Origin of the sequence: Bradyrhizobium sp. 87 (assembly GCF_023073015.1) — a bacterium.
Taxonomy (GTDB): domain Bacteria; phylum Pseudomonadota; class Alphaproteobacteria; order Rhizobiales; family Xanthobacteraceae; genus Bradyrhizobium; species Bradyrhizobium canariense_D.
In genome coordinates this window covers 269,586-291,007 of sequence record NZ_JADPIQ010000086.1, presented here as the reverse complement: position 1 = coordinate 291,007, position 21,422 = coordinate 269,586, and the positions used below count along the sequence as shown (strand labels likewise).

At 64.5% G+C, this 21,422-nt stretch carries 22 protein-coding genes; 12 read left to right on the top strand and 10 right to left on the bottom strand.

Annotated features, from left to right (window positions below; translation table 11 throughout):
* Window positions 1-16: 16 nt before the first annotated feature.
* Window positions 17-403, bottom strand: a complete 387-nt coding sequence (locus IVB50_RS22240) for a response regulator (protein ID WP_018455572.1) — start codon at window positions 401-403, stop codon at window positions 17-19.
* A gap of 240 nt (window positions 404-643) precedes the next feature.
* Here IVB50_RS22240 and IVB50_RS22235 point away from each other — a divergent pair, with 240 nt between their 5' ends.
* The 3 genes from IVB50_RS22235 to IVB50_RS22225 are packed head-to-tail and all read left to right on the top strand — an operon-like array spanning window position 644 to window position 4,770.
* Complete coding sequence (locus IVB50_RS22235; RefSeq protein WP_085385070.1) at window positions 644-3,454, top strand: PAS domain S-box protein; 2,811 nt, start codon at window positions 644-646, stop codon at window positions 3,452-3,454.
* 58 nt (window positions 3,455-3,512) lie between these two features.
* Entirely contained in the window at window positions 3,513-4,508 is a 996-nt protein-coding gene (locus tag IVB50_RS22230; protein ID WP_085361688.1) for a P1 family peptidase, read from the top strand.
* Between the two features lie 49 nt (window positions 4,509-4,557).
* On the top strand, window positions 4,558-4,770 hold the full coding sequence (locus IVB50_RS22225) for a KTSC domain-containing protein (RefSeq protein ID WP_085361687.1): 213 nt from the start codon (window positions 4,558-4,560) through the stop codon (window positions 4,768-4,770).
* Between the two features lie 12 nt (window positions 4,771-4,782).
* Here IVB50_RS22225 and IVB50_RS22220 read toward each other — a convergent pair whose 3' ends face one another.
* Window positions 4,783-5,577 carry an EF-hand domain-containing protein gene (locus IVB50_RS22220; RefSeq protein ID WP_247297303.1) on the bottom strand — a complete coding sequence of 265 codons (795 nt, stop codon included), beginning with the start codon at window positions 5,575-5,577 and terminating at the stop codon, window positions 4,783-4,785.
* A 250-nt stretch (window positions 5,578-5,827) separates the two neighbouring features.
* Between IVB50_RS22220 and rpe the strand changes: the two genes are divergently transcribed.
* The 4 genes from rpe to IVB50_RS22200 all read left to right on the top strand — a co-directional run bounded on the left by rpe (window position 5,828) and on the right by IVB50_RS22200 (window position 7,213).
* A complete protein-coding gene (rpe, locus tag IVB50_RS22215; protein ID WP_018455567.1) occupies window positions 5,828-6,529 on the top strand; it encodes a ribulose-phosphate 3-epimerase in 702 nt (233 codons plus the stop codon).
* A 149-nt stretch (window positions 6,530-6,678) separates the two neighbouring features.
* Window positions 6,679-6,819, top strand: a complete 141-nt coding sequence (locus IVB50_RS22210) for a hypothetical protein (protein ID WP_162847284.1) — start codon at window positions 6,679-6,681, stop codon at window positions 6,817-6,819.
* 4 nt (window positions 6,820-6,823) lie between these two features.
* Entirely contained in the window at window positions 6,824-7,000 is a 177-nt protein-coding gene (locus IVB50_RS22205; RefSeq protein WP_162847283.1) for a hypothetical protein, read from the top strand.
* A 21-nt stretch (window positions 7,001-7,021) separates the two neighbouring features.
* On the top strand, window positions 7,022-7,213 hold the full coding sequence (locus IVB50_RS22200) for a hypothetical protein (RefSeq protein ID WP_085351052.1): 192 nt from the start codon (window positions 7,022-7,024) through the stop codon (window positions 7,211-7,213).
* Window positions 7,214-7,237: 24 nt separating this feature from the next.
* On the opposite strand, the gene IVB50_RS22195 is transcribed toward IVB50_RS22200, so the two are convergent.
* From IVB50_RS22195 to IVB50_RS22175, 5 genes are all read right to left on the bottom strand, one after another.
* Window positions 7,238-8,662, bottom strand: a complete 1,425-nt coding sequence (locus tag IVB50_RS22195) for a bifunctional serine/threonine-protein kinase/universal stress protein (RefSeq protein ID WP_018455564.1) — start codon at window positions 8,660-8,662, stop codon at window positions 7,238-7,240.
* Window positions 8,663-8,668: 6 nt separating this feature from the next.
* Entirely contained in the window at window positions 8,669-9,409 is a 741-nt protein-coding gene (locus tag IVB50_RS22190) for a metallophosphoesterase family protein (RefSeq protein ID WP_085351051.1), read from the bottom strand.
* Between the two features lie 116 nt (window positions 9,410-9,525).
* Window positions 9,526-10,131: a hypothetical protein gene (locus IVB50_RS22185; RefSeq protein WP_018455562.1), complete on the bottom strand. Its 606-nt coding sequence runs from the start codon at window positions 10,129-10,131 to the stop codon at window positions 9,526-9,528.
* Window positions 10,124-10,810, bottom strand: coding sequence for a hypothetical protein (locus IVB50_RS22180; RefSeq protein ID WP_085351050.1), 687 nt, complete (start codon window positions 10,808-10,810; stop codon window positions 10,124-10,126). The genes IVB50_RS22185 and IVB50_RS22180 overlap by 8 nt, the downstream gene beginning before the upstream one ends.
* Window positions 10,807-11,577 carry a MotA/TolQ/ExbB proton channel family protein gene (locus IVB50_RS22175; RefSeq protein WP_085351049.1) on the bottom strand — a complete coding sequence of 257 codons (771 nt, stop codon included), beginning with the start codon at window positions 11,575-11,577 and terminating at the stop codon, window positions 10,807-10,809. The genes IVB50_RS22180 and IVB50_RS22175 overlap by 4 nt, the downstream gene beginning before the upstream one ends.
* 179 nt (window positions 11,578-11,756) lie before the next feature.
* Here IVB50_RS22175 and IVB50_RS22170 point away from each other — a divergent pair, with 179 nt between their 5' ends.
* The 3 genes from IVB50_RS22170 (at window position 11,757) to IVB50_RS22160 (ending at window position 14,228) form a co-directional block, all read left to right on the top strand.
* A complete protein-coding gene (locus IVB50_RS22170) occupies window positions 11,757-13,127 on the top strand; it encodes a histidine kinase (protein WP_085361683.1) in 1,371 nt (456 codons plus the stop codon).
* 7 nt (window positions 13,128-13,134) lie between these two features.
* Window positions 13,135-13,782, top strand: coding sequence for a response regulator transcription factor (locus tag IVB50_RS22165; RefSeq protein WP_085385056.1), 648 nt, complete (start codon window positions 13,135-13,137; stop codon window positions 13,780-13,782).
* 143 nt (window positions 13,783-13,925) lie between these two features.
* Window positions 13,926-14,228 (top strand): hypothetical protein, encoded by a 303-nt coding sequence (locus IVB50_RS22160; protein ID WP_018455556.1) that lies wholly within the window; start codon window positions 13,926-13,928, stop codon window positions 14,226-14,228.
* Between the two features lie 57 nt (window positions 14,229-14,285).
* Here IVB50_RS22160 and IVB50_RS22155 read toward each other — a convergent pair whose 3' ends face one another.
* Window positions 14,286-14,870 (bottom strand): TetR family transcriptional regulator, encoded by a 585-nt coding sequence (locus tag IVB50_RS22155; RefSeq protein ID WP_018455555.1) that lies wholly within the window; start codon window positions 14,868-14,870, stop codon window positions 14,286-14,288.
* Between the two features lie 575 nt (window positions 14,871-15,445).
* On the opposite strand from IVB50_RS22155, the gene purB reads away from it, so the two are divergent.
* Window positions 15,446-16,753 (top strand): adenylosuccinate lyase, encoded by a 1,308-nt coding sequence (purB, locus tag IVB50_RS22150; RefSeq protein ID WP_247297294.1) that lies wholly within the window; start codon window positions 15,446-15,448, stop codon window positions 16,751-16,753.
* A gap of 108 nt (window positions 16,754-16,861) precedes the next feature.
* Window positions 16,862-18,034, top strand: a complete 1,173-nt coding sequence (locus IVB50_RS22145) for a M20 aminoacylase family protein (RefSeq protein ID WP_085349348.1) — start codon at window positions 16,862-16,864, stop codon at window positions 18,032-18,034.
* 105 nt (window positions 18,035-18,139) lie between these two features.
* On the opposite strand, the gene IVB50_RS22140 is transcribed toward IVB50_RS22145, so the two are convergent.
* A complete protein-coding gene (locus IVB50_RS22140; RefSeq protein ID WP_085358876.1) occupies window positions 18,140-19,465 on the bottom strand; it encodes a hypothetical protein in 1,326 nt (441 codons plus the stop codon).
* 124 nt (window positions 19,466-19,589) lie between these two features.
* On the bottom strand, window positions 19,590-21,398 hold the full coding sequence (locus tag IVB50_RS22135; protein ID WP_247297292.1) for a caspase family protein: 1,809 nt from the start codon (window positions 21,396-21,398) through the stop codon (window positions 19,590-19,592).
* Window positions 21,399-21,422: the final 24 nt, after the last annotated feature.

The following is a 21,422-nucleotide window of genomic DNA, read 5'->3' as shown; positions in this document are numbered from 1 at the left end:
TCTTCCTGCGTTAGGATCAGACTGCTGCTTGTATCGCGCCGTCCACCGCGGCTTGGGCCTTCCTCAGCGCTTGAAGAAGATCGTTCGGCCGAAACGGCTTTTGCAGGCAGACCACGCTGGCGAGGTGGGGCGATTGTTCCATGAAGTCCAGCGCCGTCATCCCCGACACGGCAACGACCGGGAGGCTCGGTGCAAGCTCGCGCAGGGTCGTGATGACCTCGACGCCACTGGTATCGCCGAGGAAAATGTCCACGATTGCCGCGTCGAAGCCGACCTCGGTGAAGGCTTTCACCCCGGCTGCGCCGCTGTCGGCCTCAACGACCTCATAACGGTTGACGCGCAGCACGATCGCGACCATCGCACGGACGTCCTTCTGGTCGTCGATGATGAGAACGCGGGGCATAGGGAACAACTCCCGGATCCTGAAATCAAAATGCCTGGTTCAAACCTGGAACCCGCAGCTGCGGGAGAGCATTATTGCACCATCCAGTAAAGCGCATCTTACCCGATCCCCGGTGCGCGTTCCCCCCAAAATTAAGTAAACTGTAACCTTCGGTTGAGTCGCAGTGGGTTTTGTCATGATGCGTGCCCAGAACCCGCTACCATGGGCAGAAATTGATTGGGCCAAATGAGATTGGCGAAGATGCTCAAAACCGATCTGCGCGAGCTGCACGTGTCTGCGACGACCGATCGAAGCACATTCCTTTCGACGTTGCCGGCTACCCCGAAGGACCGCACCGCAGCATTGGCGATCGTGGGCGTCTCGTCGATCCTGTTCGCAGTGGCCGTGCCCTTCGCGGGTATCTCGCTACTGCCCGTGCCAGCCTTCGTCGCCAGCTATCAATCCGCCCTTGTGGTCGCGGACATTGTCACCGCCGTCCTGCTGTTGTCGCAGTTTGCGGTGCTCAGGACCAGCGCGCTGCTCGTGCTCGCGACGGGCTATCTGTTCACAGCCGCCGCGGCCGTGGTCCATGCCCTCACCTTCCCCGGACTTTTTTCGCCGACCGGGCTGCTGGGGGCCAACCAGCAGACCACGGTCTGGCTCTACATGATCTGGCACGGCGGCTTTCCGCTCTGCGTGCTGGCCTACGCCTGGCTGAAGGAGGCCGACGGCGGCGCCCGGATCACGGGCTCGGCTAGCAAGGCGATCTACGCCAGCGTGGTCGGCGTCGTCACGATCATGATCGTCTTGACCTGGATCGTCACTGCGCAGCACGACCTGCTTCCGGTCCTGCTGCGCGATGGCGGCTACACGCAGATCATGATCGGCGTGGTGTCCTTTGTCTGGTCCTTGAGCTTCGCCGCGCTGGTCTCGCTGTGGTTCCGCCGTCCGCATTCGGTCATCGATGTCTGGCTCATGGTGGTGATGTGCGCATGGCTGTTCGACATCGCGCTGTCGGCGATCGTCAACGTGGCACGCTTCGATCTCGGCTTCTACGCCGGTCGTGTCTACGGCCTCTGCGCGGCGACCTTCGTGCTCGCGGTGCTCCTGATCGAAAATGTCCGCCTCCAGGCGCATACGCTGGGTCTCGTCGGCAGGCTGCGCCAGCAGTCGGCATTGGATCGCGACTATTATGGCAAGCGCCTTGCCCTGTACGGCGCCGTCGTCGAATCCGCCAATGATGCCATCATCACGAAGACGCTCGACGGTGTCATCACGGGCTGGAACAAGGCCGCCGAACATCTGTTCGGCTATGCCGCCGCGGAGGCCATCGGGCAGCCGATCGACATCATCGTCCCGGAGGACCGCAAGGCCGAGGTCAGGGGTATCCTGAACCGGGTCGGCGGCAACGAAACGATCGCACAGCACGAGACGGTCCGGATCCGAAAAGACGGCCGGCGGGTCGACGTCGTCCTCAATGTTTCTCCGCTGAAATCAGCCAACGGACAGATCATCGGCGCTTCCAAGATCGCCCACGACATCACGGAAGAGAAGCAGGCACGAGAAAAACTGCGCCGCGAGGTCGAGGAGCGGCAGCGGATCTTCGAGACCTCACAGGACCTGATCCTGGTCACCGACGGTTTTGGCAATTTCATCCAGGTCAGCCCGAGCGTGAAGACCATTCTCGGCTTGAATCCGGAAGACATGATCGGGCACAGCGCCACCGAGTTCATTCATCCCGATGACCTCCAGAAGACGCGCGACGAGATGCGCGCGGCGCGGCGTGGCGCGGTCAAGCGCAGCTTCGAGGCGCGCTACTACCACTACGACGGTCACGAGGTCACGCTGAACTGGATGGGCACCTGGTCCGAGCCGGTCAAGCGCCATTTCTTCATCGGCCGCGACCTCACCGAGAAGCAGGCGGCCGAGGCGCAGTTCAGGCACGTCCAGAAGATGGATTCGATTGGTCAATTGACCGGCGGTGTCGCGCACGACTTCAACAATGTGCTGACCGTCATCACCGGCACGATCGGAATTTTGGCGGACGCGGTCGCTGACCGTCCCGAGCTCGCCGCCATCACCAAGCTGATCGACGACGCCGCCGAGCGCGGCGCGCAACTGACCAAGCATCTGCTCGCGTTCGCCCGCAAGCAGCCGCTCCAACCGCGCGAAATCGACGTCAACGCATTGACGCTCGAGGCCGCAAAGCTCCTGCATCCCACGCTCGGCGAGCAGATCACCATCATGCCGCAACTCACCGAGGATGCGTGGCCGGCACTGATCGACCCGGGTCAGCTTTCCACCGCGATCCTCAACCTCGCGCTGAACGCGCGCGATGCGATGCCCGACGGCGGAACGCTGGTGCTGGAGACGCGCAACATCTTCCTCGACGACGGCTATGCCAGCATGAATCCCGACGTGGTGGCCGGCAATTACGTCATGATCGCCGTCAGCGACACCGGCTCCGGAATCCCGCCGGAGTTGATGGACCGGGTGTTCGATCCCTTCTTCACCACGAAGGAGGTCGGCAAGGGCACCGGCCTCGGGCTCAGCATGGTGTTCGGCTTCGTCAAGCAGTCCGGCGGACACATCAAGATCTACAGCGAGGAAGGCCACGGCACGAGCGTGAAGATTTACCTGCCGCGCTCGAGCGGCGTGCAGGAGACCGAATTCGAGGCGCTGCAGAACGCGCCGGTCACCGGCGGCCACGAAAAGATCCTGATCGTCGAGGACGACGCGCTGGTGCGCCAATATGTCGTGACCCAGATCAAGAGCCTCGGCTATACCGCCCTCGAAGCCGCCAACGCGGCCGAGGCCCTCGTCATCATCGACGCCGACAAGGACATCGACCTGCTATTCACGGACGTCATCATGCCCGGCAACATGAACGGCCGCCAGCTCGCCGACGAGGCGGCTCGCCGCCGCCCCGACCTGAAGACGCTGTTCACCTCGGGCTACACCGAGAACGCCATCGTCCATCACGGGCGGCTCGATTCCGGCGTGCTGCTGCTGGCAAAGCCCTACCGTAAGTCCGAGCTCGCCAAGATGCTGAGGACCGCGCTCGCAGGTTGAGCCTGCGGCATCCCTGCGATATCGCTGAAGCGAGCGCCTTTCAGCCTGCGGAGCCGCCTTGAAAAACCTTCTCACCGATATCGCCGGCGTCCGCGTCGGCCATGCCGAGGATGCGAAAATCGCCACTGGCACGACCGCGATCATCTTCGACGCCCCCGCGGTTGCGGCCATCGATGTTCGCGGCGGCGGACCCGGCACGCGCGAAGACGCGTTGCTCGACCTCGCCAGCACCGTCGATCGCGTTGACGCCATCGCGCTGTCCGGCGGCTCCGCCTTTGGAATCGACGCCGGCGGCGGCATCCAGGCCTGGCTCGCCGAACAAGGCCGCGGCTTGCGGATTCGCGAGGCGGTGATTCCGATCGTGCCTGGCGCAATCGTTTTCGACTTGCTCAACGGCGGCGACAAGGCCTGGGGACGCTTCGCGCCCTATCGCGACCTCGGCTACGCCGCAGCGTTGGCCGCCAGCGACGATTTCGCACTGGGCAGCGTCGGCGCCGGCCTCGGTGCCACCACCGCGACCTTCAAGGGTGGACTGGGGTCGGCCTCCGCGGTCCTGGCCAATGGTATCAAGGTCGCCGCGATCATGGTCGTCAACGCGGTCGGCAGCACAACCGTTGGCGAAGGGCCTTGGTTCTGGGCTGCGCCCTTCGAGGAGAACGGCGAGTTCGGCGGGCGCGGCCTGCCGTCCACGTTCACACCGGACATGCTGGCGATGCGCATCAAGGGCGGACCCGCCGCGAACGCGCGCGAGAACACCACGATCGGCGTCGTTGTCACCGATGCCACGCTGACCAAACCCCAGGCCAAGCGGCTTGCGATGATCGCGCATACCGGGTTCGCCCGTGCGATCTATCCGGTGCATGCCCCGACCGACGGCGACGTGCTGTTCGCCGCCGCAACGGGCGAGAAGCCGATCGAGCCGCTGGTCGGCCTTACCGAGCTCGGAACGATCGCCGCCAACGTGGTCGCACGCGCCATCGCTCGCGGCGTCTACAATGCGACGGCCCTGTCCTTTGCCGGCGCAATGCCGGCGTGGAAGGACCGGTTCGGATAGAAACGAAACGGCTGACACGGCGTTACCCTGGCCGACAAGGTGCACAACCATGCCGTCTTCCGTGATCCGCTTTTTCCGCTACGCCCCCGATAGGCGCGAGCTGACGGTGACTTTCGTCAGCGGACGCGTCTATGTCTACGCGGACGTTCCGCCCGAGGTCGCCGCCGCGTTCAAGAATGTGCGCTCAAAGGGTACGTTCTTCAACCGCGAAATCCGTGATCGGTATGTCTATCGTGACATCACGCACGAATATGCAGGCTAGCCGTGAGCAAGGTTACACGCTCATCGACATCGATGAACCGACAGCCGCTGAGGCGCCTTGTCCCTGCCCGCCCTGCCGCTGCATCAACTGCGCGAACAGATCGTACGCCGAATTACGGGAGCTGGGGGCGCCCGGGACCGTCGTCGACATCTTGAAGCCGTCGGCATAGGTGACGGTGGTGGTGGTCGAACCGTCGGCGCCGGTCGTCGAGGTCGAGGTCGAGCCGCCGCTGGATCGCGAGGAGGAATCCGAACCGCTGCCGGAGGCATCGCCCGCACCTTGCGCGTGATGGTGGCCGCGATGGCCGCTCTTCAGCGCCTTCGACATCTCATCGAGGCTGACGCTGCCGTCGGTATTCGAATCCAGCTTCGAGAAAACGTCGTCGGCCTGCGCGAGATTGGTGCCGCCGGCGCCGAGCGCATTCTCGAATTCCGACTTGGTGATCTTGCCGTCGCCGTCCCCATCGATCTGCGAGAACAGATCCTTCAAGGCGGCGTCGCGGCGCGTCGAGGAGGAGGACGTCGAACTCGACGAGGTCGAGCTGGCGGCGCTGCCGGTGCTGTCCGAGGATTGGCTCTGCGCAGCGAACAGCGCGTTCATCGTCTCCGGCGAGATCTGCGGGGTCTTGCCCGCATTGACCGACGAGGCCGCGCCGGTCGTGCTGTTGCTGCCGCTCTCGATCGCGAACGGATTGGTCGCGGGCTTTTGCGAGGATCCCGTCTTCTGCGTCGACGAGGACGATTTCGAATTCGTCAGCGACTGGATCGCGTCGAGTGCGCTCGATACGGCCCCAAGAGCAAACAACATTGCACAACTCCAACCGATGCGGCATGCCGCGGCCAATGTTCTGTTCAGGTGAAGTCAGCAAGCGCCGTGCCAGCGCAAAAAGCTCAATGAAATCCGCTTTCACCGCACTTTGCACGGCCCGGAACACCGGCAATTCATGCCGGTCGCGGCAGAAATTTCCGCCCACAGGAAGCACGCCGCCCCTGCATTGCCCGGCTGAGAGGCCCATGTTAGGCGAGTCCATCTTCCACGGCCGCCACGGGAAACCGCCATGACCCAAGCCTTCGCTCCCCGCCCCCTGGCAATCGCGCCCTCGATCCTGGCCTCGGATTTCTCCAGGCTCGGCGAGGAGGTGCGCGCCGTGGACGCCGCTGGAGCCGACTGGATCCATCTCGACGTCATGGACGGGCACTTCGTTCCCAACATCTCGTATGGCCCCGACGTCATTAAGGCGATGCGCCCGCACACCAAGAAGATCTTCGACGCGCATCTGATGATCTCGCCCTGTGACCCCTATCTCGAGGCCTTCGCGAAAGCCGGCTGCGACCACATCACCGTGCATGCCGAGGCCGGTCCCCATCTGCACCGCTCGCTTCAGGCGATCCGCGCACTCGGCAAGAAGGCCGGCGTTTCGCTCAATCCGGGCACGCCGATCAGTGCGCTCGAATACGTCCTGGACCTGGTCGACCTCGTGCTGGTGATGTCGGTCAATCCCGGCTTCGGCGGCCAGGCCTTCATCCCCTCCGCGATCGGCAAGATCCGCGACATCCGCGCCATGACAGCGGGCCGGCCGATCGATATCGAGGTCGATGGCGGCGTCGGGCCCGACGTCGCAGGTCCCCTGGCTGCGGCCGGGGCCAACGCCTTCGTCGCCGGCACGTCCGTGTTCAGGGGCGGCACGCAGGATGCCTATAAGACCAACATCGCCGCAATCCGCAACGCCGCCGCGGGTGCACGCGGCGAGGCGATCTGAGGGCCCGCTCGACTCCGCAGACGTGCGGCCTCTACGGGTGTTGCGGCGCGTAATGCCTAAATTTGCAACTTGATCCGTACTCCTCCGGGCTTCCCTGATTCGCGCAAATCACCGCAAGTGATTCTTGCCTGTTTTCGCGGGAGCACATCATGACGACGACCCTGGTCTGGACTGGCGTGGCGTTGTGGCTTGGTTTTTGTGCGTTTGTTGTGTTTGGTCCATCGGCCGGACCGGTGAAGGTCTCGGTACGCTCGGCCCGCATCGCTCGTCGCGACTGGTATCGGGCCTGACCCCATGCAGATCGCGCTCGTGAAACGTCAGCCGAAGCGCCGGTGCCGCATCCCGCGGCGCCCACATCCTGACCTCGATTTTTTCTTCGGTCGGCTCGAACGCACCGAAGGCGAGATGCGCGACGACACCGGGCCCGAGATGGACCTGGATCACCCGCTCCGGTCACCGCGCCGGCATTGAATTCTTTTCTGGACCAAGCTCATGAAGCCGCATTGCCCGAACTGCCTCAAGGAAATGACCAAGGCATCCGCGTCGCGTAACCTGTTCAACTGCGAGCCGTGCCGCGAGATCATCCAGTTCTTCGGCGGCAGCGCGGATCACTGCGAGCCCGGCCCGCAATTCTCCTGGCCGATCCGTCGCAAGCGCTCCGTCCACACCGCTCACGCGGCCTGAGCCTCCAGGATCCAGAGCGCGGCCCTATCCGGCCTCCTCGCCCGCATCCGCAGCCATTCGCGGCGGCCGTACCACGGTGACGGTGCAGGCCGCTTCCGAGGCCACCTTGGCCGAGACGCTGCCGAGCAGCGTGCGCCTGAACGAGCCCTGCCGCGCGCCGATGATGACGTGGTCGACGTGGTTGACCTCGCAAAACTCCAGGATGGCCGCCGCGGGATCGACGGCTTCCAGCACGTGAGCCGAGAGCCGGCTCTCATCGAGCTTGAGCGGCGTGGCCCAGTGTCTGAGCGCCACCAACCGGTCGATATGCTTGTTGGAGCCCTGCTCATCCAGCGTCCTGTCAATCGCGATGCGGTTGAGCCTCAGCACGTTGAGACAGGCGAGCCGCGCCGACGGCAGCGTGGCGAGAATACGCTCGGTGGTGACGCGCAACGCTTCGTTCAGCTCGGGGGCGCCTTCCACCGTGTCGAGCGCGACCGCGAGGATCGGGCTTGATGCGATCTGGGCTGCGACATCCGATTTCGCGCGCGGCTGCATGACGCCCTGGTTGAAGCGGCGCCGCCAAGCGACGCTTAACGGGTCGCGCTTCATCCGCTCCGAGCGTGTGGTGAGCCTGATCTGGTCCGGATGGGTCAGATCGAAGGCGAGCTGCGACGCCGTCGGATAGCGCCGCACCGGTTCGATCTCGAGGCACCGCAGCACCACCTCCTGGAGCCAGGGCGGATAATCAGCGCGCAAGCCGCGCGGCGGGTGCGGATCGCGCCAAAGCCGGCGCCGCATCGCACGCAGTGTCTCGCCCTCGCCGAACGGCCGCTCGCCGGTCGTGAAGAAATAGAGCAGCACGCCCAGCGAGAACAGATCGCTGCGCGGATCGTCGCGCACCCCTGACAACCGTTCTGGCGCCATATAGGGCGCGGTGCCGTAAGGCAGGCGGAATTCCTCCTGCAACAGGTCCGGCAGATGGTTGTGATGCGACAGGCCATAGTCGATCAACACCGCCTCGCCGCTCTCGCGGAACATGATGCTGCTCGGCTTGATGTCGTGATGGATCACGTTCTGCCGGTGCAAATCAGCAAGCCCCGTTGCGATCCTGGCGACGAGCTGCCGCGCCTCGTCATACGGCAGCGGCAGGTCGGGCAACCGCTTGTAGAGCGTGGTCCCGGAGATGCGCTCGATCACGACATAGGCCTGGTGGGCGAAATCGCCGGTGCCGAAACAGGAGGGCACGTGCGGACCCGCAAGCCGCGGCAGGATCATCATCTCCATCTCGAAGGAGACGATCGCCGCGGGGTCCTCGCCCTCCGACACCCGCGGAATTTTCATCAGCAGCGGCACGTCGAGGCCGGGACGGGTGACGGTCCACAGCGTCGCCATTCCGCCGGCATGGACGCATTCGCCAATCGTGTAGCCGTCGATCTCTGCGCCCGATTTGACGAGGGGTTTCGGCATCGGCCTCTAACGCCCCTGCGACAGTCGGTCGGCGAGCCAATGCGGCAGGCCGTTCTCGCGGATCCGGTTCGCGGCCGTCTCGACGTCGTAGGGCGCGCGGCAATAGGTGATCTGGCACGAGACCGTGTCGAACAGCGCGAAAGCCGCGGATGGATCGCCATCGCGCGGCTGGCCGACCGAGCCGAGCACCGCAAGCCATTGCCGGCCGCGCAGCAGCGGTACGGAGACGTCAGTCTTGGGCACGAGTCCCGACATCTTCGCCGTCACCGACATCGAATAGATCGCCGGGCGGTGGATGTGGCCGCAGAACGTGACATGAGCCGGCGTCGCGATCAGGCTCTTGGCTGCGTCGGCGGTCGATCGGACATAGTGCCAGCTTCGGGGGCTGGAGGCTTCCGAATGCACGAACAGGCGATCGCCGTCCTCCACCAGCATCGGCAATTCCGCCAGGAACCGCCGCTGCGCGGTGTCGAGCCGGCCGCGGGTCCATTCGATCGCGATTTGCGCCTCGGCATTCATGGTCTCGGCCGAGGAATTCACCGCCTGGTCATGATTGCCGCGCACGGCGACGGCGCCTTGGACAACCAGCTCCATCGCGGTATCCACCACCCATTCCGGATCGGCGCCATAGCCGACGAAGTCGCCAAGCAGGATGAAGCGCTCGGCGCCACGCGCCCGCGCGACTTTCAGGCACGCCTCGAACGCCTGCCGGTTGCCGTGGATATCCGAGAAGACAGCGAGAAGCACGCACCCTCCACCCTCGAACCTTATTGGGAGCCGATAAGGCTAAATTGAGGGAGGTCAAGAACATGCGCCAGCGGCGCGCGGTTTGCCAGCACTGCCCTGTCGCGATGGTGAAGAGCCTATTGCTCGTCCTTCGGCGGCATCCGGGGCGGCGGCAACGGCGTGAACACGGCGCCCTGCGCGCCGGCCGGTGGTGCCAGGAATTCGCCGGTCGAGGAATCGCCTCCGCTCGTCTCCATGATGGTCTTGGGCGTCACATATTCCCGGACCATGTCGATGAGGCTGCCATCGCCGCCGCCGAAATCGGCGGCCCGGCCGCCTTGCGGATGTCCCAGCGCGATCTCGTTCTCCGCCGCATGGGTCTTGTCGGCCAGCCTGTCATTGTAGGGCACACGAAAGGCGCGCGGGATGCCACTCGGCCGATTGTCCTCGTCGAGCTGCTCGACCCAGAGATAGATCGAGCCGGGATCGCCCTCCAGCGAATGCGGCTCGACGATGCGGGCCTTCAGCAGCTTGAACGAGGCCGGCAGCCGATCGGCGCTGGCCCAGCCGAGCAGCCCGCGCATCTCGGTGAAGCTGACGACATAGAACGCACTGGTCACGACCACCGCGACCGCCTTGAACGACCAATGCAGCCGCGCATAGACCAGAACGACCAGCAGCAGCGCACCGATGACGGCGTAGGCTATCGATAGCGTGAGGATGACCGTTGGCAGGCTAGTCACGGCGCACCCTCACAGCGTTCTTGCTCACGCCGGTGCTCGGGTCGAGATCGGCGCCGTTGCGCCAGCCGCTGCGAAAGGTCTCCAGCAGCGATTTCGGCCGCTGGTCCACATTGACGACCTTGCCTTCGGCGTCGAGTCGGAACCGCACCGCGGTCTTCTCGTCGCCGGTGTGATCGACCGTGAACTTGTTATCGAAGATCACCTGCGCCGTCGGATTGAGTTTTTGCACCTTCACATTGGCCGTCACAGGCTCGCCGGTCGTAGCCACGAAATGTGAGACATTGACGGTGTATTCGCCGGGAACGATGCCCCGCACCGTGACGATCTCTTCGCGGATCGGCGAGGCAATCTTTTTGCCGTTGACCATGATGAAGTCGTTGGCTCCGCCGCGATCGTCGCGGTCGAGCGTGAGGAAGCCGGCCTCGCGGTGGCGATACCAGGCGATATTGCCCACGGGATCCTGCACGAACAGGTCGAGATCGTCGGGATGGCTGTCGGGCCAGTCCAGCGTGATCATGAACTCGGCCTTGGAGTCGATCTTGCCGTCCTTGGCGTCCGGCGAGACCGCGAGCAGCGCGAGGAAGAACAGGAAAGCGATCACCTGGAGCGCCTTGAACAGCATCACGCCCAAGGGATCGAACGGCTCCTCGCGCGGATAGAGACCGAAATCATCCATCATGTCGCGATTCCAGCGCCCTTACGTTCCAGCACCGGCGTCACATAGGTCTCGGTCAGCACCACCGCATCCGAGAACACCTTCTGGGTCGCGGCATCCAGCATGTAATACTGGATGCGGACCAGGATCGAACCGACGAGGCCCGCCAGCGTCGTGTACATCGCGACCGCCATGCCGTCGCTCATTAGTCCCATCGAGGATCGCATCGCGACCTTGTCGGCGGCATCCAGTCCCGCGATCGGCGCCAGCATGATGATGAAGCCGACGATGGTGCCGAGCAGGCCGAGCTTCATCAGCGTATCCGAGACGAAGGCCCCGAAGCCGTTGGAGCCGCGCAGCCGGTCGGCGAGCGTTCGCAGCAATAGCGTCTGGTCGACGGGGCGGTAGTCCTGCGCCGCGGCCTTGGTCACGAGGCTCTCAATGTGGTCCCGCACCAGCCCGCGCGGCAGCGCGGCAGCGCCGACGTCGAGCGCCCTGCCGCCCTCGGGGGCCGCAAGCACCGCGCGGCAGCGCCTTGCCGCCGCGCCCTCGCGGGCAATGGCCCGCGTGCGCAGGAAGCAGTGACCGCAGGTGAGGACATAGAGCAGCGCGATCACGCTGGAAATGTAGGTCCGATCTGAGGTCAGCATCAAGCGGATCAGGCCGAACCGCCACAGCAGCACGACGGCGAAGATCGAAAGCCCGGTGAAGATCATCCAGAACAGGAGCGCACTGCGCTCGGATGGGTCGGCAGCAGGCCCCGCGATCGGCCCAATCGTCATCGAACTCATGCTGCACCGCTCCTGGCCGTGAATTCCGCCCATTAGATCAAAGCCGCCGCGCCCGGTCCAAAGAGCCATGCCCAATCCAGCATGGGAAATTTGCCCGAGCTACCATCTTGCCGTGCCTCGCAATTGGCAAGGCGCGGCGGCGTTGTTAGGCTGACCTTAGCAAACTTTGGGGTGATCGCATGCGCCTTGTGCTTCAGCTTGTCGCCCGTCTGTTTCTCATTGTCGTGCTCTGCCTTGGCGCGGCGACGATCTGGGCCACGTTCGACGCCTATCGCAGCGTGGACCGGGCGACTGCGGCCTCGGCGCAGCGGGTCGCCCAGGCGCTTCAGGCCCTGTATTGGCACGAATTCCTGTTGCGTAGCAGCAGAACACGCGAGCAGCTTCTGCCGGTTCCGGAGTGGCGCACGCTGGAAACGATGAAGCTGATCTCACCCGGCGTCTGCGTCGAATTCCAACCGGCCATCGCATTCGAAAAGCCGCTCTGCGGCCAGAGCGAGGGGCTGGGCAAGACGCCGCCGCGCTGGTTCGCGTCGATCGTGCCGACCTTCCTCGGCAGCCATGCCGAAGTGATACGGCCCGTCAGTCCCCGCGCGGCGACCGCCGGAACGGTGGTCGCGACGCCGGATGAAACGGCCGCCATCTCGCTTGCCTGGGAGTACATCCTCAACGTGATCGACGTCGCGCTTTTGATGGCGGCGGCGATCGCGCTGCTGGCCTCGCTCGCGATTGCGCATGCGCTGGCGCCGGCGCGCACGATCGTCACGGCCTTGCAGCGCATGGCCCGCGGCCAATATCGCACGAAACTGCCGCGCTTCCGGTCGATGGAGCTGGCGATGATCGGCAGCGCCGTCGGCGAGCTCGGCGGCCGGCTGGAGGAGGCTACCGAACAGCGCGCGGCGCTGACGCGGCGCCTGATCGAGATCCGCGACGACGAACGCTGCGCGCTCGCCCGCGAGCTGCACGACGAGTTCGGACAAAATCTCTCGGCCATCCTCGCCTTCGCCAACACCATCGAAACGGCGAGCACGAAGGGAGACAAGCACAACGACGTCGCGCAGGACGCGCGGATGATCTCGCAGGCCACGCATCATCTGATGGCCTCGCTGCGCGACGCGCTGAAGCGCCTGCGCAATCCCCTGCCCGCCGAGCTTGGGCTGGAGGCGAGCCTCGTGAATTTGGTGGATAGCTGGCGCTCGCAGAGCTCGGCGCGGCCGACGATCCAGCTCGATCTCAAGGGCGACCTCACCGACATCAGCGGCCCGGCCGCTATCACGGCCTATCGCGTCGCGCAGGAATGCCTGACCAACGCGTTGCGCCACGGCGCGGCACGCGAGATTTCGCTCAGCGTGGAACGGCGCGCGGGCGACGACGATGCATTGCTGATCCGTGTCGACGACGATGGCGGCGGCGACGCGGCACGCGTCAAGCAGTCGGCCGGCTTCGGCCTCACCGGCATCCGCGAGCGCGTCGCAGCGGCCGGCGGCTCATTCTCGATCCTGCCTGCCCGAGGCGGACTCAGCGTCGCCGCCACCATCCCGCTCGCCGCATGAGGCCGGCATGAACGAGATGGCAACAGGCATTTCCGTGCTGCTGGTCGACGACCATCCGATCGTGCGGCAAGGCTATCGGCGCGTGCTGGAAAGCCAGGGTGATCTGCATGTCGTGGCGGAAGCCGACAACGCTGCGGATGCCTACAGCGCCTTCAAGGCGCGCGATCCTGATGTCGTCGTGCTTGATATCTCGATGCCCGGCGCGAGCGGACTGGAAGCCATCCGCAACATCCGCGCGCGCAGTCCGCGGGCGCGCATCCTCGTCTTTACCATGCACAACGAAGCCGTTCTGGTGAAGGCAGCCTTCAGTGCCGGCGCCAGCGGCTTCGTCACCAAGAGTAGCGAGCCGTCCGCGGTCGTGTCCGCGATCCGCAGCGTTGCCCGCGGCGAGCGCGCCATGAGCGACGACATCGCGCACATCTTGGCCGAGGACAGTCTGTCGGCGGGCTCGGCGCTGGATCAATTGGGAGAACGCGAGATCGAGATCCTGCGCCAGTTCGCCGGCGGTGCCACGACCGAACAGATCGCTGCGCATCTCAATCTGAGCGTCAAGACGGTGCAGAACTATCACTATCTGATCAAGACCAAGACCGGCGCGCGTACGGACGCGCAGCTGGTGCGGCTGGCAGCCAATTGTGGACTGACGAAGATCTAGATGTTTGCCCCTCCCTGAAGGCAGGCGCACGGAGCCATCCTCCGCATGCGGGCGTCTCCCAGGTATATTTCGACCGCCTTGCGATGCGGATTGGAACGGAGGCCATCGAACTCCAGTTAGTACCGCAGTGAAGGAGTTCCGCCATGAGTAAGGCTATCCGCGAAGCTACCTATCCCGCGCTCATCACTGTCGGCGAGCTCATCGATGAACTCTGCCGCTTGCCAGACACAGCAACCATTCGATTCCACTGCCCCATGCTCGAACAGGAGCTTGCATTCTACAGGCTTCGAAAGCGGGCGAAGGACCTCGTCGAAATTGAAGTCAATGCGTATCCGGAAAGCCCCCCGGTCGTGCCATTGGCGGGTACCGCTCTTCGTGCGCGGAAAAAGTCCCACCATCCGCGTTCGCTTCGCGATGGTGCCCTCGCCCACAAGGTCGACGGATAAAAGCGCCGCCCATGCGGGCGATCGAGCGGCTTTGGAACAGCGCGTGGAGTATTCGGCCTACGCCTTCAGCCCGCGCAATACCAGCGCCAGCGTCGCATCGACACGCGCCGAGAGATCGGCATCCTTCCACTCGTCCGCATGGGCCGGATGGTGAAAGCGGACTGTGGCATCGAAGATCGCACGCGCGGTGGTCTTGACGTCATCGACGGCGAACACGCCCTGCGTCACGCCGTCGGACAGGATTGCCGCGATCTGGTCGATCATGGTGTCCTTGTGACATTTGACGGCCGCGCAGGCTTCGCGCGCCAGGGTCAGATAAGTGTCGAACATCTCGGGGTCGTCGAGCACACGCGAACGTTTGGCGGCGAACAGCGTGCGCAGCCAGCGGTCGAGCCTGTCAGGCGCCGGGCCCTGCTCCTTGGCGATCGCCAGCAGCGGCGCGTCGATGCGGTCAAGCCAGCGTTTGGCAACCGCTTCGCGCAGCGAAGCCTTGCTCGGGAAATGGCGATAGACGCTGCCATGGCTCACATCGAGCGCACGGGCAACGTCGACCACGGTGGCTTTGGCCAGTCCGTAACGCCGCAGCACGTCCTCGGTGACTTCGAGGATCCGCTCCGGCGTCAAGATAACGGCTTCGTTCATGCCAGCACCATGTTCCCGTTGAGGGCTCAGTTACCCGGTGACAGAGCTGCTTCCGAAGCGCCCGTGCCGGTCGTTTCGGAAAGCTCTCGCCTTAATGAGGCAGTTTTGCAGCCTGCGCCGCGATCTGGCGCGCCACCAGTAAATTGAGCCAGTGCCCAATCGTCCCGGTCAAATTGATGATTTCGGTCGTCATTGTCGTAAGTCTCCAATCAATTGGCGGTCCCTGTTGTTCAATTGCGACCCTCAATCCCCCATCTGCTTGGGACGTCGGGCTCCCGGGATGCCGCCAGACGCCCGATTGGAGCGTCCGAGAACGGATATACACGTCTCGCTGACAGATTTCAATATCTGTCAGTCAATGATCCGTGATTGACAGTTAATATCTGCGGCCCCGGGGCACGTGCCGCTCATCGCGCGCCGCGGCCGGCCGATGCCCCCCACCCAGCCCAATCATCCCCCGCTACGTTGCCGGTGCCGTTTGTTTCGCTCTCCCCGCTCTGCTAAGTCACGGCGTAAAAAGCATTTTGGCAGGTCGCCCCTTCTGGGTCGCCCGCCCACCTTCCTGGAGCAGTCCAATGATCCCCCGCTATACCCGCCCGGAAATGGCCTCGATCTGGGAGCCGCAGACCCGGTTCAAGATCTGGTTCGAGATCGAGGCGCATGCGGCGGACGCCCTTGCCGAGCTCGGCACGATTCCCAAGGAGGCCGCCAAAACGGTCTGGGGCAAGGCCAAGGACGCCACTTTCGACGTCGCCCGCATCGACGAGATCGAGCGCGAGACCAAGCACGACGTCATCGCCTTCCTCACCCACCTCGCCGAGATCGTCGGCCCCGAAGCGCGCTTCGTGCATCAGGGCATGACCTCCTCCGACGTGCTCGACACCTGCCTCAACGTCCAGCTCACCCGCGCCGCTGACCTGCTGCTCGCCGACCTCGACAAGGTGCTGGCGGCGCTGAAGAAGCGCGCCCTCGAGCACAAGATGACGCCGACCATCGGCCGCAGCCACGGCATCCATGCCGAACCCGTGACCTTCGGCCTCAAGCTCGCTTATGCCTATGCGGAATTCTCGCGCGCCAGGGAGCGCCTGATCGCGGCGCGGAAGGAAGTCGCCACCTGCGCCATCTCTGGTGCGGTCGGCACTTTTGCCCAGATCGACCCGCGCGTCGAACAGCATGTTGCCAATGCCATGGGCCTCGTCCCCGAGCCGATCTCGACGCAGGTCATCCCCCGCGACCGCCACGCGATGTATTTCTCGACGCTCGGTGTGATCGCTTCCTCGGTCGAGCGTTTCGCGGTGGAGATCCGCCACATGCAGCGCACCGAAGTGCTGGAAGCCGAGGAGTTCTTCTCCGAAGGGCAGAAGGGTTCGTCCGCGATGCCACACAAGCGCAATCCGGTGCTCTCGGAAAACCTCACCGGGCTGTCGCGCATGGTGCGCGCCTATGTGACCCCGGCGCTGGAGAACGTCGTGCTCTGGCACGAGCGCGATATCTCGCACTCCTCTGCCGAACGCATGATGGGCCCCGACGCGACCGTGACGCTGGACTTCGCGCTGGTCCGCCTCGCCGGCCTGATCGACAAGCTGCTGGTGTACCCCGCCAACATGCAGAAGAACCTCGACAGCCTCGGCGGCCTCGTGCATTCGCAGCGCGTTCTACTGGCGCTGACGCAGAAGGGCGCAAGCCGCGAGGACGCCTACAAGCTCGTGCAGCGCAACGCCATGCCGGTCTGGCGCGGCGAGGGCGACTTCCTCCAGCTCCTGAAGAAGGACGCTGACGTGAAGAAGTATCTCACCGACGCCGAAATCGACGAGCAGTTCGACCTCGGCTATCACTTCAAGCACGTCGACACGATCTTCAAGCGCGTGTTCGGCGAAAGCTGAGCGTCATTCGTAGCCCGGGTGAGCGCAGCGACACCCGGGACTTTTCCCACAAAAAATCCCGGATTTCGCTTCGCTCATCCGGGCTACAAATCAAGGCGGACCTCCCTCATGCCCATCGTCAACCGCGTTGCCGCCCTCTCCGACGAAATGGCCGCCTGGCGCCATGACTTCCACGAGAATCCGGAGCTGCAATACGACGTCCACCGCACCGCCGGCATCGTCGCCGACCGCTTGCGCGAGTTCGGCTGCGACGAGGTGGTGACGGGCATCGGCCGCACCGGCGTCGTCGGCGTGATCCGCGGCCGCAAGTCCGCCTCGGGCAAGACCATTGGCCTGCGCGCCGACATGGATGCGCTGCCGATCATGGAGACGTCGGGCGTACCCTATGCCTCCAAGGTCCCCGGCAAGATGCACGCTTGCGGCCATGACGGCCACACCGCGATGCTGCTCGGCGCCGCCAAATACCTCGCCGAGACGCGCAATTTCGACGGCACGGCCGTGGTGATCTTTCAGCCCGCGGAAGAAGGCGGCGGCGGCGGCAAGGCGATGGTCGAGGACGGGCTGATGACGCGCTGGAACATCCAGGAGGTCTATGGCATGCACAACATGCCGGGCCTGCCCGAAGGCCATTTCGCGACCACACCCGGCGCGATGCTCGCCTCCTCCGACAACATCCAGATCACGGTGCACGGCAAGGGCGGCCATGCCGGCGCGGGTCCGCACAAGTCGATCGACAGCGTGCTGATCGGCGCTCAGATCGTCAACGCGCTGCAGTCGATCGTGTCCCGCAACGTCGACCCGCTCAAATCAGCCGTCATCTCGATCACGCAATTCCACTCCGGCACGGCCTTCAACATCATCCCCGAGGTCGCCGAGCTCGGCGGCACCGTGCGCACGCTCGACCCTGAAGTGCGCGATCTCGTCGAGCGCCGCATCGGCGAAGTCGCCGAGAGCATCGCGCGCGCCTATGGCGGCTCGGCGGAGACCAAATACACGCGGATGTATCCGGTGACGATGAACCATGCGCGCGAGGCCGGCCTTGCCGCCGACGTCGCCCGCGACATCGTCGGTGCCGAGCGCGTCAACGACAAGTTCATTCCCATGATGGGCGCCGAAGATTTTTCCTTCATGCTGGAAGCACGCCCCGGCGCGATGATCCTGGTCGGCATGGGCGACGGCAACGAGTGCCACCACCCGGCCTACGTCTTCAACGACAACATTTTGGGCCACGGCGCATCGTTCTGGGCGCGGTTGGTGGAGACGCGGATGCCGGCGGGTTAGTGCAGGTCCGCCGGGTGGGCAAAGCGAAAGCGTGCCCACCACAAACTTCTCCGCTGCAAATGGTGGGCACGGCGCTTCGCGCCTTTGCCCACCCTACAACACCGCTCATCCCTGATATTGCAGCACGTGCATGCCGGCGTTCCAGTCGGAGACGAACATCAGCCCGTCAGGCCGGACATAGGCGTCGCAGGTTTTGGCCGCGAGCGCGACGTTCGGGCGCGGATCGATGAGCTTTTTCGGTGTCGGCGGCACCCAATACGCGATCTCCTTCGGTGCGAAGGCGTCCCTGACGTCGAACACCCTGACGCCGGCATTGTTGTAGGTTGCGAAGATCGTCTCCTCGCTCTGGAACGAGCCCGGGCGGTTCTCGTGCAGATTATGCGGACCGAAGGTGCCGTTCGTGCAGAAATCGCGGTCGCGCGGGGTGGGCAGGGTCGCGATCGGCACCGGATTTGCCGGCGCGCGCACGTCGAGAACGAATGTATGGAACAGCCCCTTGGCGCAATTGTCCGCGTTCGCTTCGTCGGCGACGATTGCGAGCTGTCGCTTGGGCAGCGGCAGCGGCGTATGCGTCCCGCCGGCGAAGGGCGGCGACCAGTTGATGTGGGACAGCAGCTTTGGATTCACGGGATCGCTGATGTCGTGAATGGTGAAGCCGCCATCGCGCCAGGCAGCATAGCCGCGATCACCCGCCGTGATCATGTGATGGAGCGCAAAGCGCTTGCCCTTCGGCGTTGCCGGCTCGCCGGCCGCACGGTTCATGCCCGGCAGCCACCATTTCGCGACGATCTCCGGCTTGGTGATGGTCTTGAGATCGACCACGCAAAGGATGTGGTCGGTGAACCCGTCGAGATGCGCCGATACATAGGCATAGCGGCCGCCCGGCCACCACAGCCGATTGATGCCGAAGCCGGGCATTTCGAGGAATGCGATTTCGCGCATCTCGTTCGGTTTCGATATGTCGTGGATCGACAGCCCACAGCGGAATTTCTTGGCCTTGGTGATGCTGTCGACCAGCGTGTTCTCGAAATAGCCGCGCATATTGTCGTAGGACTGCATCGCGACGATGTTGGCGCCGTTTGCAAGCAGCAGCAGGTCTTCCGCCACCTGTAAATGGTGGGTGCGAGTGTATTGTCCCGCGGTGAAGAAATTGACCGGCTTCAGCGCACGCGGATCGGATGCGTCCAGGACCGTCACGCCGTCGCTGAACATATGTCCGACATAGACATGCTGCCGGTTGAACATCACCTGCACGCTGTCGGGCCGTCCGCCGATGTCGCTGTAGGAGATGTGCTTGATGCCCTTGCCGATGCCCTCGGGGGGAATGTCTGCCTCCGAAGCCCTAGCGCATCTCGACCACCCAGGCAGCGCGGCGGATCCGAGCACGGCCGACAATTGCTGAAGGTGACTGCGGCGCGAGAGCTCAAGCATCGGTTTTCCCCATTTTTTTGGGAATGATGCTCGCTTGCGGCGGGGCACGCAAGCCTCGTGTCGCCTGCCCTCACCTCAACCGCAGACGTGTCTGGTCCGGCCGGACATCACCGCTGCCTGGCCCTCAGTTGCAGACCTCGCCGGTGATCTTGGCGCTGGCGTTCGCATTGGGCACCGGCCCGAGGTGACAGCCCTTTGCGACCGGTCTGCAGCCGGCGTTGTTGCAGATCATCTGCCCAGAGGACTGCGACTTCGGAGCCGCGGACTCCGCCTCCTTGCGGTCCTGGTCGCGCCTCTTCGAATCCTCGCGCGTCACCACCGGCTTCTTCTCCGGCACCTTCTCGCATTCATTGTCATCGCCGACGTGATAGCCGGCGCGGCAGGTGATCTTCGCGCATTGATCGCCGTCGGCCTTGAAGCCGAAATTGCATACGAGCGGACAGACGCGTCCTGGTTTCGCCTTCAGCGCATCGAGCGCGTCGACGCTTGCAAGCTTCGCGTCGAGTTGGGTGCCGGCATATTTGTTGAACAGCGTCAGCGAGCGTTGCGATGCGGCGTTCCAATCGCCGTCAGCGGCGGCCGAAAGACAGCCGACGCGGCGCAGCTCGCTCTGAACGGATTTCGCGAGATCGCCGGGCGGCGGGGAGCTTGGCGGCGGCGACAGCGCGGCGACCTTCCTGCTTTCGGCATCAGCCGCCTGCTTGTCCGCCGCCTGCTTCGTTGCGGCCTCCGTCGCCGCTTTCTCGAGCGCCCGCTTCTCCGCGAGCGACTTGGCCGCGGCAGCTTCCGCCGCCTTGCGATCTCGTTCGGCCGCCTCCGCCTTGGCCTGCTCGATCTGCTTGGCTTTCTCGGCCGCGATCCTCGCCTCTTCCGCGGCTTTGGCAGCTGCGGCGGCTTTCTCCTGCTCGGCCTTCTGGGCTCGTTCGGTCGCGAGCCTCGCCTTCTCCTGTTCGGCCAGACGCGCCTTCTCGGTCGCCACCGTGCGATCCTCCTCGGCGGCAATCTTCTTCAACTGCACACGAGCGAGGTTGGCGTAAAAGCCGTCCGGATAGGTCTGGAGGAATGCTTCCCAGGCTTCGCGCAGGCCGGCCTGAAGCGCCAGCTCGTAGTCCTTGCGCACACTGTCCTGCGGGTTCGCCTGCGGACCTGCTGCGGCGACTGGCCTCAGCGGCACCAGCGGCACGTCGCTGCCGCCCAGGGAGCCATAGACATACGGCTCCTGCTTGTTGCCGGTCTTCTTCAAGACGTCGTCACGGACAAACCCGAATGCCTTGCGCAAGTCGAGCCCGGGCTTCGGGAGATGATCGGTCAGCGCGACCGCGAACGGGCTGTTGCGGGAGTCGCCATCCGACGCCGTCGATCCCGCCTTGGCCGCAAAGGCGATCATCGTGTTCGGACTGGTCGGCTCGACCTTGGCAAGTCCGCCACCAATCGCGCGCGAGGCCAGGGTGCGCTTCATCGTCTTGGCGAATGGGTTGTCGCGGCACGCATCGAGGATGACGAGACGGAGTTGTTTGGCCGGTTCGACCGCGTACAGCGCGCGATCCAGCGCGACCGTCTCGTCGAGGACGTCACCGTCAGTTTCCAGCATCGCATCGGTCGGAACGAGATAGTTGCTGCCGTCCAGCTCGATGCCATGGCCTGCATAGTAGATGACTGCCATGTCGGCATCGCGCGTCCTGGCCGCGAACTCGCGTAGCGATCGCCGCATTTCGCTGGCATTGAGGTCCAGCCGGATCTCGACCGTATCGAAACCCGCGTTCCTGAACATGCTGCCCACGAGCCCGGCGTCATTCACCGGGTTCGCAAGCCGCGGTGCGTTCTTGTAAGCGGAATTGCCAATGACGAGCGCAACGCGCTTGTCGGCCTGGGCCGATCCGCACCCCAGCCAAAGACCGAAAATCAACAGTGAAAGAGATCGCAAGACGATCATGAAACGCCGAGCCTTTTACGGGCG